This is a genomic window from Streptomyces sp. NPDC032822 (assembly GCF_055578825.1).
On record NZ_JBVIOL010000012.1, the window covers coordinates 89,570 to 103,385 of the forward strand.

Sequence of the window (13,816 nt, forward strand, 5' to 3'; positions counted from 1 at the left end):
GGGAGCATCACGGCAGCGTCGTCGGCCCGCCCGCCGCGGCGGCGAACCCGCTCACACCGCCTCGGCGGAACCCGCCCCGTCACGGACGACATCCCGCAGACGCTTCTTGTCGATCTTGCCGACCTTCGTCAGCGGCAACTCGTCCACGACCAGCAGGACTTCGGGAAGCTTGTAGCGCGCCACCTGCATGGCGGTGAGGGCGGCACGTACTGCTTCGAGGGTCAGGCGGGTCCCCGGTTCGACGACCACGACCGCGCACACCCGCTCCCCCAGGTCGGGGTCGGCGCTCGCGACGGCGGCGACGCGGGCGACACCGGGCAGGCGGTAGATGAGGTTCTCGACCTCCTCCGCGGAGATCTTCTCGCCGCCCCGGTTGATCATGTCCTTGTCGCGTCCTTCGACGACGAGGTTGCCCGAGGGGTGCAGCCGGACAATGTCCCCGGTGCGATACCAGCCGTCGGGGGTGAACGCCCGGGCGTTGTGCTCGTCGGCCCGATAGTAGCCGCGTGGGGTGTACGGGCCGCGGGTGAGCAGCGCGCCCATCTCGCCGGGCGGGACCGGGTGGTCGAAGGCGTCGACGACGAGGATCTCGTCGTCCGGGCACATGGGGCGCCCCTGCGTCTCGATCTTGATGTCGTCGGGGTCGTCGGGGCGCGTGTAGTTCAACAGTCCCTCCGCCATGCCGAACACCTGCTGGAGCGTGCCGCCGAGCACGGGTTCGGCGCGGCGGGCGACCTCCGGCGCGAGGCGGGCGCCACCCACTTGCAACAGCCGCAGTGCGGGCGGGGCGGGGTGGCGGCCGGAGGCCACCGCGTCGATCCAGCGCTGGACCACGGCCGGCACGGCTGCGGTGGCCGTCACGCCCTCGGCGGCCATCAGCGGCAGCACCCTGCCCGGCTCCGGGGTGCGGGCCAGGACGACCCGGCCGCCGTTCATGAGGGTGCCCAGAATGCCGGGGCAGGCCAGGGGAAAGTTGTGTCCGGCGGGCAGTGCCACCAGGTAGACGGTGTCGGAGTCGAGGCCGCAGACCTCGGCGCTGCGCCGCGCGTTGTACTCGTAGTCGTCATGGGTGCGGGTGATGAGCTTCGGCAGTCCGGTCGTGCCGCCGGAGAGCAGGAAGACGGCGATGTCGCCGCTGTCCGGAGCGATGTCGTCGAGCCGGGCCCGTGCGGCGGCCGGGTCGTCGGCCGGTTCGGCCAGAGCGCGCAGGTCCGTGGCGTCGCTACCTGCCGTGCCGCCTGCGACGAGCAACAGCCGTACGCTCGGGCTGGCATCGGCGACCTCCCGCCCAAGGGCCTGGTGGTCGAAGTCGCCGAGTCGGTCCGGGACGGCGATCGAGGTGACCTCGGCATGCGAGGCCAGGTAGCGCAGTTCGTGACCGCGGTGCGCGGGCATCGCCATCACGGGAGCGATTCCGGCCCGCAGACAGGCAAGGGTGAGGGTGACGAACTCCCAGCCGTTGGGCAGCTGGAGGAGCATCGCGTCACCGGGGTGGAGACCATTGTCCAGCAGGCGGCACGCCAACCCGTCTACCCGGTCGGCGAGTTGACGGTACGTCAGGCGCATGTCGCCGTCCACGACGGCCACCGTGCCGTCGTAGGTCTCGGCCCATTCGTGGAGGTAGGCGCCGAGCGGCCTGCCACGCCAGTACCCGGCCTCGCGGTAGCGGTCGGCCGCCTCCTTGGGCCAGGGTACGAATCCCTCACGCATCGTCGGATCCTCCTTGATCCCGGGGGTCACGCAGCAGCAGTACGGCGTCGAGCGCGACGACGTCGCCGTCGGGCAGGACGCGCAAAGGGTTGATCTCGCACTCGGCCACGGCCTTGTCGGCGGCGAGGGAGGCGAGCGCGAGCAGCACGTGGGTGAGTCGCGCACGGTCGACCGGGGTGGCGCCGCGCGCGCCGAGGAACATCTGGCGGGTGGCGAGCTCGTCGAGCATCGCGTGGGCCTCGTTCGCGGACAGGGGCGCCAGACGCAGGGAGACGTCGCCGAGGATCTCGGCGGCCGTCCCGCCGGCGCCCAGAGCCAGCACGGGGCCGAAGACCGGGTCGCGGCGTAGGCCGACGATGAGTTCGGGTCCGGCGGGGGCCATCTGTTCGACCAGCAGCGCGGGGCTCGCGGGCATGCGGGCGAGGGCGTCGTCGAGCTCCTCGGGGGTGCGGATGCCGATCTGGACCCCGCCCACTTCCGTCTTGTGCAGGATCTCCGCGTCGAGGATCTTCACGACGACCGGGCCGCCGAGCTGATCGAGCGCCGCGTGCGCCGCGGCGGGATCGGCGCACACGCGCCGGACGGGCGTGCGGATGCCCAGGTCCGCGAGGACGCCCTTGGCGGTGTGTTCGTCGACCGGGCCCGGCGGGGGCAGGGTGGGGGCATAGGAGGCGGTGCGGACGGCCTCCCGGCGGGTGCGGGCAGCCGCGTCCTCGACGAGCGCGCGCACCATCGCCGATCCGGAGGCAGGCGTGGCCGCGCAGGGAATGCCGGCTTCGCCGAGTTCACGGCGGGTCCGCCGCGCCTGCTCCACGGGTCCGGCGACGACGGCGACGAGCGGGGTGGCCGGGCGGGCGGCGGTCAGCGCGGCCGGGAGGTCCACCGCCGTGGGCTCCAGCAGTCCGTACACGGCGGTGACGTCGATGCCGGGGTCCTCCGAGACCCGCTCCACCACCTGCGTGAGCACGGGCGAAGGGCGGCCGGTGTCGACGGGGTTGTTCAGATAGGTGAGGGCCGGGAGCAGAGCGCGCAGTTCCTTCACCGTGTGTTCGAGCAGCGGCGGGACCTGGACGCCGTGGGAGCGCAGGTCGTCTGTGAGGAGCAGGCCGGGTCCGGCCTGTGCGGTGACCAGGCCGATGCCTGGACGTGGGCCGGCCGGGAGCCGTATGCGGCTGAGTGCGGTGACGGCGTCGACGAGGTCGCGCTCGTCGTCGACGAGGACGGCTCCGGCCTGGCGCAGGGCCGTCCTGGTCACCCGCCAGGAGGTGGCCAGGGCTCCGGTGTGGGAGCGGGCGAAGTCGCCGATGTCGCTGCGGCCCACGACCAGGGCCACCACGGGGACACGGGCGGTCAGGCGTCGTACCGCCTCAGTGAGGCGGCGGCCTTCCGCTGCGGTCTCCACGTGCAGGGCGACGGCCCGTACGCCGTCGTCCTCGGCGAGGTGGCGCAGGACGTCGCCCTGGGTGACGTCCAGGCTGTTGCCCAGTCCGACCCCCAGGCGCAGGCCGACACCGGCCTCGGCCAGGGCGAAGGCCAGCGCGTGATTCACACCGCCGCTCGCGGCCACGACCGCCACCGGACCCGGTTTCAGGTCGGGCGCCCCCGGGACGAAACTGGCCGTGAGCCGCCGGTGGGGGGCGAGGAAGCCTGAGGTGTTCGGGCCGAGGACCCGGATACCGGTGTCCCGCACCACCTCGGCCAACGCCTGCTGGTGCGGCGCGCCTTCGGCTCCGGCTTCCGCGAACCCACCGGCGCACACGAGTGCGGCGCGGGCACCGACGGCTGCCGCCTCGCGCAGGGCGTCGGCGGTCGCGCCGGCCGGAATGCAGGAGACGACCAGGTCGGGTGGCATGCCGTGTGCCGCGGCAGCCTCGCCGACGGTGGGATAGAAGCCCCGATCGGGGTCCGGGCGGCCGGAGTTGACCTTCATCACCGGCGCCGGGAAGGAAGCCAGGGAGTCGGCCATCGCCGCGCCGAGCTTCCCCGGCGCGGCTGATGCGCCGAGCACGGCAATGGCTCGGGGTGCGAACAGTGCGTCCAGGGAGCTCACTTGGTGCCTCCGACGAGGTCGGCCCGGCCGGAGAGGACGAGTGTGGTCGCGCTGTCGTCGTCGTACGCGCCGATGATCGCGGCGGGCAGGCTGTGGGCGAGCCGGGACTCCTCCGCGACCAGCACGCGGGTCAGCGCCGTGCCGCCTCGCACACCGACGAGCAGGGCGCCCGCCTCCGCCGTCTCACGCACCTGGTCGAAGGCGAGCGGCAGCCTCTCCTCCGTGGCCGGAGCGTCGATCCACACGCCCGCTCCGAAGGACTGACCGCTGAAGGGGACCATCGGGATGGTGGTGCCGTCGGTTCCGGTCAGGAGGTCCTGGCCGGCCGTCACCCGGCGCGAGGGAAGGCGGTACGGCCCGGCGCGGAATGGCGTCCGCAGGGGATCCGCCTGGTGGTGTCGCCGCCACCATCCGTCCACGCGGTCCACGTACGACGCGTCGCGCACGGCGAGTTTGCCCCGTGGGATGCTGCGGGTGAGGAAGTGGAAGGCGAACTGGGTGGGATCGTCGAAGGAGTGGACGTAGCGGCCGAAGTGTTCCCACCAGGACAGGCTGGGCCGTGCCGAGTTCTGGATCTTCTCGACCTTGGGGCGGCGGCGTTCCTCGTACAGGTCCAGCGCCTCCGGCACACTGTGTGACGCCTCCCCCAGGGCCTGGGCCAGCGCGACCGCGTCCTCCATGGCCATCTTGGTGCCGGATCCGACAGAGAAGTGCGCGGTGTGCGCGGCATCGCCCAGCAGCACCCACTTGCCACGCCGCCACGAACGGGCCCTGCGCGTGGCGAAGTTGGCCCAGCGGGAGTTGTTGCCGACCAGCGGGTGCCCGTCGATCTGCTCGCGGAACAGGTCCTCCAGGTAGCTCTGGGTCTTCGCGTCGCTCGCGCCCGGTGGGGTCGACGGATCGAAGGCGTCGAGTCCGGCCCTGGTCCAGGAGTCCGCGTCGGTCTCGACGATGAAGGTGCTCAGCGCGTCGCTGATCGGATAGGCGTGGGCGGCGAAGACACCGTGGGGGCCGTCCTGGTGGACGAAGGTGAGCCCGTCGAACGCGTAGGTGGTGCCGAACCAGATGAACTTGGCGCCGGCCATGTCGGCGGTCGGTCCGAAGTCGTCGGCGAACAGGGTGCGGAAGCGGCTGTTGGCGCCGTCGCACACCACGACCAGGTCGAAGTCGTCCAGCTCGGCGGGGTCGCGGACCTCGTGCTGGAAGCGCATCCGAACGCCTTCGGCGCGGGCCCGTTCCTGCAGCAGGCTCAGCAGCGTCTTGCGTACGACAGCCGCCATGCCCATGCCGCCGACGCGCTCTCGTGCTCCGTGCACGCGGACCTCGATGTCGTCCCAGTGCCGGCCGTGCTTGTCCAGCGCCTCGCTGAGGACGGGGTCGGCGGCGTCGATGGCATCGAGGGTGGCGTCGGAGAAGACCACTCCGAAGCCGAACGTGTCGTCGGGTCGGTTGCGTTCGAAGACCACGAGGTCGGCGTCGGGCCGACTCCGCTTGAGCAGCGTGGCGAAGAAGAGTCCTGCGGGACCTGCGCCGATGCAGGCAACTTTCATGGCTTTTCCTTCGCGCTCACAGCCACGCGGGCAGTTTCGGCAGGGGCCCCCCGCCGGTCGGGTACAGGGGGCCGGGCGCGGGCCGCCCGGTCGCATAGGCGGCCAGGCCGGGCAGGTCACCGCTCACCACGACCGGCTCGCCGCCGGCCACGTCGCCCAGCAGCCAGGTGTGGGCACTGTCTTTGGACCGCAGCCGGACGGAGGGGCACTCCGGTCGCCCCCGGAAGGAGGCGGCCACGTCGTCGACGAGGGCCGCGCACACGTCGTGCGGCACGTCGTCGAAGCCGGTGTCGATGTTCAGGTCGACGGCGTGGACCCATACCTCGCGCGCCCGCATCCAGGGCACCTCGCAGGCGGGCACCTCACGCCCTCGCGCGGTGCGGACGGTCGCCGCCCAGCGCTCCTCGGGCAGCGCGGCCAGTTCCTCGGCGAGACGGCTCCCGGCCGCGAGCAACTCGGCACGCAACTCCCCGGCCGGCCGCCGGGCGCCCTCCTCGATCTCACGCGCACGCTGGTCGCCACTTGCGTACATGGGCGTCTCGACGCCTGTCCGTGCCCAGGTCAGGAGGTTGACGAGAGCGTCGGCGTTGCGGGCGACGTGGGCGACGACGTGGGCCCGGCTCCAGCCCGGCAGGGACGAAGGCCTGGTGAGTGCCGGGTCGGTCAGCCGGTGCACTGCGGCTTCGAAGGCCGCCGTGCCCTTGGCCGCCCGCTCCAGCATCGTGGCCGGGCGGGCGCTCACCGTGTCTCCCGGCGGCAGGTGTTGCGGGTCTCGCCGATCCCCTCGATCCGGGTGACGAGGAGGGAACCGTCCTGCAGATAGCGGGCGGGCTTGCGGGCGTGTCCGACCCCGCCCGGAGTGCCGGTGGCGATCACGTCGCCGGGCACCAGGGTGACGATCTCGGACAGGTAGGCGACCAGTGCGGCCGGGTCGAAGACGAGGTCACCGGTGTCGGCCTTCTGGACCGTGTCGCCGTCGACCTCGCAGGTCAGGCTCAGGCCCTGGGCCAAGACCGCGGGGTCGTCGGCGGTCACCAGCCACGGACCGATGGGGGTGGTGGCCTCGAAGGTCTTGCCCTGGTCCCACTGGGTGGTGCGGTACTGCCAGTCGCGGGCGGTGACGTCGTTGAGCACGGTGTACCCGGCGATCGCGGCCCGCGCCTGCTCCGTGTCGGCGTGCCGGATCTCGGTACCGATGACGACGCCGAGTTCGGCTTCCCAGTCCATCTGCGTGGACGCGGCGGGCAGGGTCACCTCGTCGTACGCACCGACCAGCGCTCGCGCGAACTTGGAGAACAGTGTCGGGTGCGAGGGCAGTTCGCGGCCCATCTCCAGAATGTGGGTGCGGTAGTTGAGACCGACGCACACGACCTTCTCCGGTGCGACGACGACAGGGGCGTAGTCCAGGGCGCCTTCGTACGTCTCACCGTCGGCGTCCGCGGCACGCGTCGCCCAGTCGCTGTGGCGCAGGAAGGCCACCAGGTCGTTCTCGCCGAGGTCGACGGCCTTGTCCTCGTCGACGCGGACGGCGCGCGTGGTGCCCTCGACCCGGATGGTGGCGAGCTTCACTTGTGTTCTCCTCGGGAGGTACGGGCGAGGCCGAGCGCCTCGTAGACGGGCTCGTCGCTGAAACGGAACAGGTCGACCTGCGTGCGGGCGGACAGGGAGACCTCGCACCAGGACGGGACGACGAACAGGTCGCCCTTGGCGATCTCGAAGACCTTGTCGCCGACATGGGCGACCGCCTCGCCTTCGAACACCTGCCAGATCGCGGAGCCGGCCGAGCGCACGGTGGCGGTCTGGGTGCCGGCCCGCAGTCGGCGCATCTCGGTGCGCATCGTGACCAGGGCGTCCCTGCCGGTGGTGGGGTTGGAGAAGCGGACTCCGGCGTGCCCGGGCTCCAGCACCCCCGGTACGCCCTCCAGCTCCAACTCCAGCTGGGCGGTCAGGGCGGCGTCGGTGTGCTCCCAGCGGTAGGCGTTCAGCGGGGAGTTGGGCTGGTCGGGCAGGCTGATCGGGCGCAGACCGGGCTGCCCCCACAGCCGTTCGCCGCGCGAGCGCGCAGGGGTTTCACGGGTGGAGAGCTCGTCGGGTCCGAACTCGAAGAAACCGGCGTCCAGCTTGGAGACGAGCGGGATGTCGAGGCCGTCGAGCCAGGCCATCGGCTCGTCGGAGACGTTCTGGTGCTCGTGGAAGGCCCAGCTCGGGGTGAGCAGCAGGTCGCCCCGCCGCATCGCCACCGCGTCCCCGTCGACGTTGGTCCACACGCCCTCGCCTTCGACGACGAACCGGAACGCTCCCTGACTGTGCCGGTGCGAGGGGGCGACCTCGCGCGGGCCCAGGTACTGGATCGCGGTCCACAGGGTGGGAGTGGCGTAAGGCAGGCCCGGGAGGCCGGGGTTGGACAGGGCCATGGCACGGCGCTCGCCGCCACGCCCCACCGGCACGAGCTCTCCGGAGCGCTGCGCGATGGGCAGCAGCTCCGCCCACCGCCACAGGTGCGGGACCGCCGCGGGCTGCGGCGACATCGGCATGAGGCCGTCCACCTGGGTCCACAGCGGGATCAGGCCCGCGTCCTCGAAGTCCGCGTACAGCTCGTCGAGCAGCTTGCGCTCGGCCTGTTCGCTGGTGGTGTCGGTCACGGAAACCTCCAGGTCGTGTGCGCGGCGACCGCCGGAAGCGCAGTGCGTTCCGCGCTGTCCCTGACGCTACGTACCGTTTCCCCTCAGCGGAATCCTTGAAGAGTAGGATTCCGCTATGGAGAATTCAGGTAGCCCTTCGCCCGGCCCCTCGTATCCGGTGAGCGCCGCCGGCAACGCACTGCGCGTCGTCCGCCTGCTGCACGAGCTCGACGAGCTTCGCGTCATGGACGTCGCCGACCGGCTCGGCGTCGCGCGCTCGACCGCGCATCGGATCCTCGCGATGCTCGTCTTCGAGGGCTTCGCCGTGCAGGACCGCCACAAGGTGTACCGGCCGGGTCCCGCGCTGCAGGCCATCAGGGGAAGCCAGGTGGCCCCTCCCCCGGACTTGATCACCATCGCCCATCCCCACCTGCGACGACTGGCGGACGCCGTCCGAGAGACGACCCACCTGATGGTGCTGGAGGGCAACGGCAGCCGCTTCCTCGACGGCGTGGAGGGCCCCCAGGCGCTGCGTGTCAGCTACCGCACCGGCACACTCCTGCCCGCCCACGTGACCTCGGGCGGCAAGGCCCTGCTCGCGGCACTGCCCGGCGACCGGCTCCGGGCCCTCTACCCCAACGGACTCCCCGAGGACCGCGCCAAAGCCTCCAAGGACTTCGAGAGCCTGATGAACGAGCTGGTGTCCGTGCGCCGCCACGGCTACGCCCTCAATCTCCAGGAGAGCGAGCGCGGAGTACACGCCGTCGGCACCTGTGTGCGCGACCGCACGGCCGCCGTCGTAGCCGCCGTGGTCGTGGCGGCTCCGTCCGTCCGCTGCACCCGCGCGCGGCTCGCCGAGCTGTCCCAGCCTCTGCTCAGCACCGCACGGGACATCGGTCAGGCGCTGTGAGGCCGTGCAGGACGTTGCCGCCTGCCGCCGCGCAGCCTCCGTCTTGGTCCCGTGCCTCGCCGCGCCCGCGGGGTCGATGATCCCCCACCAGGTCGCCGCCTGACCCCGCGGAACGTCGCCGGAGACCTGTCGGGCAGAGCCACTGCAGGATCGCGGCCTCGCCCGGGTTGATTCCGCAGGCCGACACCTTGGCCGTTCTCCGAGCTTCTCCACCGCCCGGCGCAGCTCCACGACCGCAGCCGTCGGATCCTGCGGCGCAAGGGCCGCGAAGCCCGCGAACCGTCTCGGACGACCAGCGACCACGTGCGCCGGACAGTCGTCGACCCGCCGCGCGAGGGGCACCGCCTCCACCGGATCATCGAGCCCGCCGGAGCCCTCACCTACGTCGACGGCCACCGGTGGACCGGCAAAATACTCTTCCCGCCGTCACCTGGCCGCAGGCGCCGTCGGCTGCCTGCCGGTCGCGGCCGTCCTAGGCCCGCGGTGTCGTGTAACGGGCCGCGAGTGCGGGCTGGTTGCCACCTGCGACAAAGGCCGTCTCTGCACTGAGCAGGGCATCGAGGGCAGAGTCCTGGCCCTCCAGTCCCGGGGCGCAGACGGTCTCACCGAGACGCAGTCCGGCCAGGCTGGCCGATGCCACGTCCTCCGGCGTCATCGCCCAGGGGATGTTGTGGCCGGCACCGCTGTTCCATTCGGTTGCCACCACTCCGGGGCACAGCACCTGGACCCGGAGCGGGGTGTCGGCGAGTTCGTTGGCGAGGGTGCGGGTGAAGCCCAGGGTGGCGGCCTTCGCGGCGACGTACAGGGTGCGCCGGGGGGCTCGCGGGTCCGCCAGCCCGCCGCTGAAGGCGAGGAGCGAGGCGACGGTGACGATCGTGCCGTCGCCTGCCGCGAGCATGGCGGGGAGCGCGGCGTGGACGAGCCGGACGGGGGCGACGGCGTTGAGGGTGAGCAGGCGGTCGACGTCCGCGGACTCGACGTCGGCGAGCGGGGCGTAGCCGCCGGCGCCGGCGTTGCTGATCAGAGTGCGTACGTCCCCGGCGGCCAGGCGGTCGGTGACGGCAGTGATGCCGTCGTGGGTCATGAGGTCGGCGGGCAGTACCTCGACGGTTGCGCCTTGGGCGCGGAGTTCCCCGGCGAGGTCGGCGAGCCGGTCGGCGCGTCGCGCCACCAGGACGAGGTCGTGGTCGTCGGCCAGGAGCCGGGCGTAAGCGGCGCCGATGCCGGAGGAAGCGCCAGTGATCAGAGCGATGGTACGAGTCATGAGCATGAGTATGAGCCAAACGACGAGCATGTGTCAAACGTTTGACAGTGGTGAAGTGTCGTATCCTTCTCCCGTGATACGAAACAATGAGGAGCCCGTCGGGCCCTACGCCCTTGACCGGGTGACCTGGGCGTTGCGCCGCGCGGAACTGGCGGTGCAGTCACTCAAGGAACAACGGCTGCGCCCGCTGGGCATGGCGGCCCCGCACTACACACTCCTGATCTCGGTGCACGACGAACCGGGTCTGACCGGCGCCGAGCTGGCCCGCCGCGTCAACGTCACCCCTCAGGCCGTCGCCTCACTGGTGGCACGCCTGGAGAGCCGCGGACAGCTGGAAAGACGCGAGCATCCGCGCCACCGGCACGTGCAGGAACTGCATCTCACCGACGCCGGGCGGGAGGCGCTGCACGCGGCCGACGAAGTGATCGCCGGCATCGAACTGCAGGTCACCCGTGGTCTCGGTGCGGAGGACTCGGCGCAGCTCCGGGCGCTGCTCAACCGCGTGGCCGAGACGATACGCGAGGACTGACCGCGCCACGGCAATCTCCGCCTGACCGCCGTCGGGCCAGGCGAGAGCCCGCGTCACGTGCCGCACAGCGCCCGGCGGCCGGTGGACGAACCGGACAAGGCCGATCCCGGGGGCATGGATGACCACCTGGACACCGTCCCGCACCTCGCGCGGGGCATCAGCCGCCCGGCGGAGCGGTCGTACCGTCTTGGCCTTCTGCTGCTTTATGCATGCCAGGCGGTTTACACCTGCCCAGGTGCCGTATTCTCGCCGCGTGAACCACGATGACGAGCGGCCCATCACTGCCAACGCACTGGAGCGAGTGACATGGGCGCTTCGGCGGGCGGAGTGGGCGGTACAGGCCCGGAAGGATCAGCGGCTGCGACCGCTGGGCCTGGCGGCAGCGCAGTACACCCTGCTGATGAACATTTACAGCGATCCCGGCCTGACCGGCGCGGAACTGGCCCGCCGCCTGAACGTCACCCCGCAAGCCGTGGCCTCCCAGGTGGCCCGCCTGGAGGAGCGCGGCCACCTGGAACGCCGACCGCACCCGCGCCACCGGCACGTGCAGGAGCTGCACCTCACCGACGCCGGCCACGACTCCTTGCGCGACGCCGACACCGTGATCGTAGGAATCGAACAGCTGATCGCTGAGAAGCTGGGTCCCCAGAAGGCCACACAGCTGAGGACACTGCTCGACGAAGTCGCCGACGTGGTCCGGGAAGCATGAGCCACTGGCGGCCTGCCGACCCGGGCCTCTTGGCCGGTGCGGCCGTGCTGTCCGAGCGACGCGACGCGTGATCCCGGTTGCCGCGGCCACGCCGTCGCCCGCTCGTACGTCTTCGGGCGTGAGGACAGGCGGCCACTTCCGTCCGAAACCGAGGATCTGCACGAAGGGACGGTGAAGCCGTGATCGGACCTGTGTCGCTGCAGCGGGTCACCGGCGCTCACCCACGCCTGCTGGACGCCGCCCTCGCCACCCTCGTGGGCGGTATCGGCCTGCTGCCCCTGCTGTTCGGACGGTGGCCCGACGGCATACGCCCCTCGGGCGCCGACGCCGTCGCCGCGGCGGCCGCGTTCCTGCTCCTGCTGGCCCGCCGCCGGGCACCACTACCCGTCCTGGCGCTGACCATGTTCGGGGAGGTGGCCTTCACCGTCCTCGCGTCGTATCCGTCGCGGGTACTCAAGATCACCGCGTTCATCGCGGTCTACACCGTGGCCCGGACGGTCCGCCGACGGATCGCCTTGATCGCCGTCTCGGGCACGGCCCTCACCCTGTACGCCGTCATCACCTACGCTACCGATTCGGCCACCGGCCCGGAGGCCGGCGCCGTGCTCGCCTGGACCGGGATGTTCGCCGCCGTCGGGGCCACTGTCCGCACCTGGCACGCCTACGCCGCCGCGATGGAGGAACGAGCGCTGCGGGCCGAGGCGACCAAGGAGGAAGAGGCCCGCCGCCGGGTCGCCGAAGAACGGCTGCGCATCGCGCGGGAACTCCACGACGTGATCGCCCACCACATCGCCCTGATCACCATTCAGGCAGGGGTCGCCGGTCACTTGCTGCGAGGCCGACCAGACCAGGCCGAGGTGGCGCTCGGCCACATCCGTGACTCCGGCCGCATGGTCCTGGACGAACTGGGCCCGCTGCTGCACGTCCTACGCCGGTCCGACGACGAGACGGACGAGGCACAACCGACCGACCCCGTGCCCGGCCTGTCCCGCCTCGGAGCGCTCCTCGAATCGCTGGCCGCCGCCGGGCTGAGCGTCCGCCGTCAACAGGCCGGCCACCCACGCCCCCTGCCGACCACCATCGACCTGGCCGCCTACCGCGTCATCCAGGAAGGGCTGACCAACGCCCACAAACACGGCGCGACCGCCGAGGCGGACCTGCTCCTCGACTACGGGCCCGGCGACCTCCGTATCCAGATCACCAACCTGCCACGCACCAGCCCGTCCCCGGCGTCGGCCGCGGCGGGCACCGGACACGGGCTGACGGGAATGCGCGAGCGCGCCCACGCAGTCGGCGGCAGCCTCCGCGCCGGAACGGACGCCGACGGCCGCTATCGCCTCGCTGTGTGTCTGCCGATACCCGCAGCCGGACCACCGACCGACACCCGCGCATCGGATCGGTCCGGCACAGCCCCGCGCGCGACCGCCGGTGAAGGGAGGCAAGGATGATCATCCGCGTTCTGCTCGTCGACGACCAGGCCCTCGTACGCACCAGCTTCCGCATGCTCATCGAGTCGGAGCCGGACATGGAGGTCGTCGGAGAGGCCGCGACGGGTGGAGAAGCGGTCGCACTGGCCCGCAGCACGTGCGCCGACGTCGTGCTGATGGACATCCGGATGCCCGACATGGACGGCCTCGCCGCCACCCGCGCCATCTCGGCGGACGAGGATCTCGCGGGCGTACGGGTGCTGATCCTGACGACCTTCGAAGCCGACGAGCACGTCTTCCAGGCGCTGCGAGCCGGAGCCAGCGGGTTCCTCGGCAAAAGCGTGGACCTCTCCCACCTCCTCGACGCCATCCGGCTGGTCGCCCGGGGAGAGGCGCTGCTGTCACCCAGGGCGACCAAGGCACTCATCGCCCACTACCTCACCACACCCGACATGAAGAGCACTCCGCCCCCGGAGCTGACAAGCCTGACCGAACGCGAGCGCCAGGTGCTCGTCCTCGTGGCCGCCGGCCTGTCCAACGACGCCATCGCCGAACAGCTCCACATCTCGCCCTCGACCGCCAAGACCCACGTGAACCGCATCATGACCAAACTCGACGTCCGCGACCGCGCCCAACTCGTCGTGATCGCCTACCAGACCGGCCACGCCCACCCCGGCGCATGACCGACTGCAGGCGGACGGCGGCTGCTGACGTGCACACCGCCGTCGCCAGGCCGGGCAGAGGCCGCGCGGGACGGCGGCTGGGGCCGGTGCCGTGCGACAGAGGCCGGCCCGTGCCGCGGTTGGCGTGGGCGATGGTCTCCGCCGTGATGGAGATCGCTGTCTCCTCGGGAGTACGGGCACCGATCTCCAGGCCGATCGGTGAGTGCGGACGGGCCAACGGGCCCGGGGAGATGCCGGCTTCCTGGAGCAGGTCGATGCGGTGCTCGTGAGTGCGTCGCGAGCCCATGGCGTCGACGTGGCCGACGAGGAGGGCCAGTGCCAGACGCAGTCGGGCCATGTCGAACGTGGCGTCGTGAGTGACTT

General features: G+C 71.7%; 12 protein-coding genes and 1 pseudogene. 5 read left to right on the forward strand and 8 right to left on the reverse strand.

Annotation, left to right across the window (positions count from 1 at the left end; all coding sequences use genetic code 11):
- Positions 1 to 51 precede the first annotated feature (51 nt).
- The 6 genes from ACZ5VD_RS30335 to ACZ5VD_RS30360 are packed head-to-tail and all read right to left on the reverse strand — an operon-like array spanning position 52 to position 7,952.
- Positions 52 to 1,710 carry a (2,3-dihydroxybenzoyl)adenylate synthase gene (locus ACZ5VD_RS30335; protein WP_468683905.1) on the reverse strand — a complete coding sequence of 553 codons (1,659 nt, stop codon included), beginning with the start codon at positions 1,708 to 1,710 and terminating at the stop codon, positions 52 to 54.
- Positions 1,703 to 3,760 (reverse strand): acetate--CoA ligase family protein, encoded by a 2,058-nt coding sequence (locus ACZ5VD_RS30340; RefSeq protein WP_468683906.1) that lies wholly within the window; start codon positions 3,758 to 3,760, stop codon positions 1,703 to 1,705. The genes ACZ5VD_RS30335 and ACZ5VD_RS30340 overlap by 8 nt, the downstream gene beginning before the upstream one ends.
- On the reverse strand, positions 3,757 to 5,310 hold the full coding sequence (locus ACZ5VD_RS30345) for an FAD-dependent monooxygenase (RefSeq protein WP_468683907.1): 1,554 nt from the start codon (positions 5,308 to 5,310) through the stop codon (positions 3,757 to 3,759). Before ACZ5VD_RS30345 ends, ACZ5VD_RS30340 begins: the two co-directional genes overlap by 4 nt.
- 16 nt (positions 5,311 to 5,326) lie before the next feature.
- A complete protein-coding gene (locus ACZ5VD_RS30350) occupies positions 5,327 to 6,052 on the reverse strand; it encodes a maleylpyruvate isomerase family mycothiol-dependent enzyme (protein ID WP_468683908.1) in 726 nt (241 codons plus the stop codon).
- Positions 6,049 to 6,879, reverse strand: a complete 831-nt coding sequence (locus ACZ5VD_RS30355; RefSeq protein WP_468551661.1) for a fumarylacetoacetate hydrolase family protein — start codon at positions 6,877 to 6,879, stop codon at positions 6,049 to 6,051. Before ACZ5VD_RS30355 ends, ACZ5VD_RS30350 begins: the two co-directional genes overlap by 4 nt.
- On the reverse strand, positions 6,876 to 7,952 hold the full coding sequence (locus tag ACZ5VD_RS30360) for a cupin domain-containing protein (RefSeq protein ID WP_468683909.1): 1,077 nt from the start codon (positions 7,950 to 7,952) through the stop codon (positions 6,876 to 6,878). Before ACZ5VD_RS30360 ends, ACZ5VD_RS30355 begins: the two co-directional genes overlap by 4 nt.
- 115 nt (positions 7,953 to 8,067) lie before the next feature.
- On the opposite strand from ACZ5VD_RS30360, the gene ACZ5VD_RS30365 reads away from it, so the two are divergent.
- On the forward strand, positions 8,068 to 8,841 hold the full coding sequence (locus ACZ5VD_RS30365) for an IclR family transcriptional regulator (protein ID WP_468551659.1): 774 nt from the start codon (positions 8,068 to 8,070) through the stop codon (positions 8,839 to 8,841).
- A gap of 472 nt (positions 8,842 to 9,313) precedes the next feature.
- Here the strand turns inward: ACZ5VD_RS30365 and ACZ5VD_RS30370 are convergent, their stop codons facing one another.
- A complete protein-coding gene (locus tag ACZ5VD_RS30370; protein WP_468551657.1) occupies positions 9,314 to 10,105 on the reverse strand; it encodes an SDR family NAD(P)-dependent oxidoreductase in 792 nt (263 codons plus the stop codon).
- A gap of 73 nt (positions 10,106 to 10,178) precedes the next feature.
- Here ACZ5VD_RS30370 and ACZ5VD_RS30375 point away from each other — a divergent pair, with 73 nt between their 5' ends.
- The 4 genes from ACZ5VD_RS30375 (at position 10,179) to ACZ5VD_RS30390 (ending at position 13,453) form a co-directional block, all read left to right on the forward strand.
- Positions 10,179 to 10,634: a MarR family winged helix-turn-helix transcriptional regulator gene (locus ACZ5VD_RS30375; protein ID WP_468683910.1), complete on the forward strand. Its 456-nt coding sequence runs from the start codon at positions 10,179 to 10,181 to the stop codon at positions 10,632 to 10,634.
- A gap of 253 nt (positions 10,635 to 10,887) precedes the next feature.
- On the forward strand, positions 10,888 to 11,343 hold the full coding sequence (locus ACZ5VD_RS30380; protein WP_468551655.1) for a MarR family winged helix-turn-helix transcriptional regulator: 456 nt from the start codon (positions 10,888 to 10,890) through the stop codon (positions 11,341 to 11,343).
- A 179-nt stretch (positions 11,344 to 11,522) separates the two neighbouring features.
- On the forward strand, positions 11,523 to 12,791 hold the full coding sequence (locus ACZ5VD_RS30385; RefSeq protein WP_468551654.1) for a sensor histidine kinase: 1,269 nt from the start codon (positions 11,523 to 11,525) through the stop codon (positions 12,789 to 12,791).
- The gene (locus tag ACZ5VD_RS30390; RefSeq protein ID WP_468551653.1) at positions 12,788 to 13,453 is read left to right on the forward strand and encodes a response regulator; all 666 of its coding nucleotides are present in this window, start codon (positions 12,788 to 12,790) and stop codon (positions 13,451 to 13,453) included. Before ACZ5VD_RS30385 ends, ACZ5VD_RS30390 begins: the two co-directional genes overlap by 4 nt.
- Here ACZ5VD_RS30390 and ACZ5VD_RS30395 read toward each other — a convergent pair.
- Positions 13,371 to 13,802 (reverse strand): annotated as a pseudogene (locus ACZ5VD_RS30395) (XdhC family protein); the annotation flags it as partial. The gene ACZ5VD_RS30390 and the pseudogene ACZ5VD_RS30395 sit on opposite strands and share 83 nt — an antisense overlap.
- Positions 13,803 to 13,816 lie beyond the last annotated feature (14 nt).

Bases quoted from the DNA above. Each gene is read 5' to 3' on its own strand.
- ACZ5VD_RS30370 (WP_468551657.1), bottom strand. From the start codon at position 10,105: ATGACTCGTACCATCGCTCTGATCACTGGCGCTTCCTCCGGCATCGGC.
- ACZ5VD_RS30365 (WP_468551659.1), top strand. From the start codon at position 8,068: ATGGAGAATTCAGGTAGCCCTTCGCCCGGCCCCTCGTATCCGGTGAGC.
- ACZ5VD_RS30390 (WP_468551653.1), top strand. From the start codon at position 12,788: ATGATCATCCGCGTTCTGCTCGTCGACGACCAGGCCCTCGTACGCACC.
- ACZ5VD_RS30345 (WP_468683907.1), bottom strand. From the start codon at position 5,310: ATGAAAGTTGCCTGCATCGGCGCAGGTCCCGCAGGACTCTTCTTCGCC.
- ACZ5VD_RS30335 (WP_468683905.1), bottom strand. From the start codon at position 1,710: ATGCGTGAGGGATTCGTACCCTGGCCCAAGGAGGCGGCCGACCGCTAC.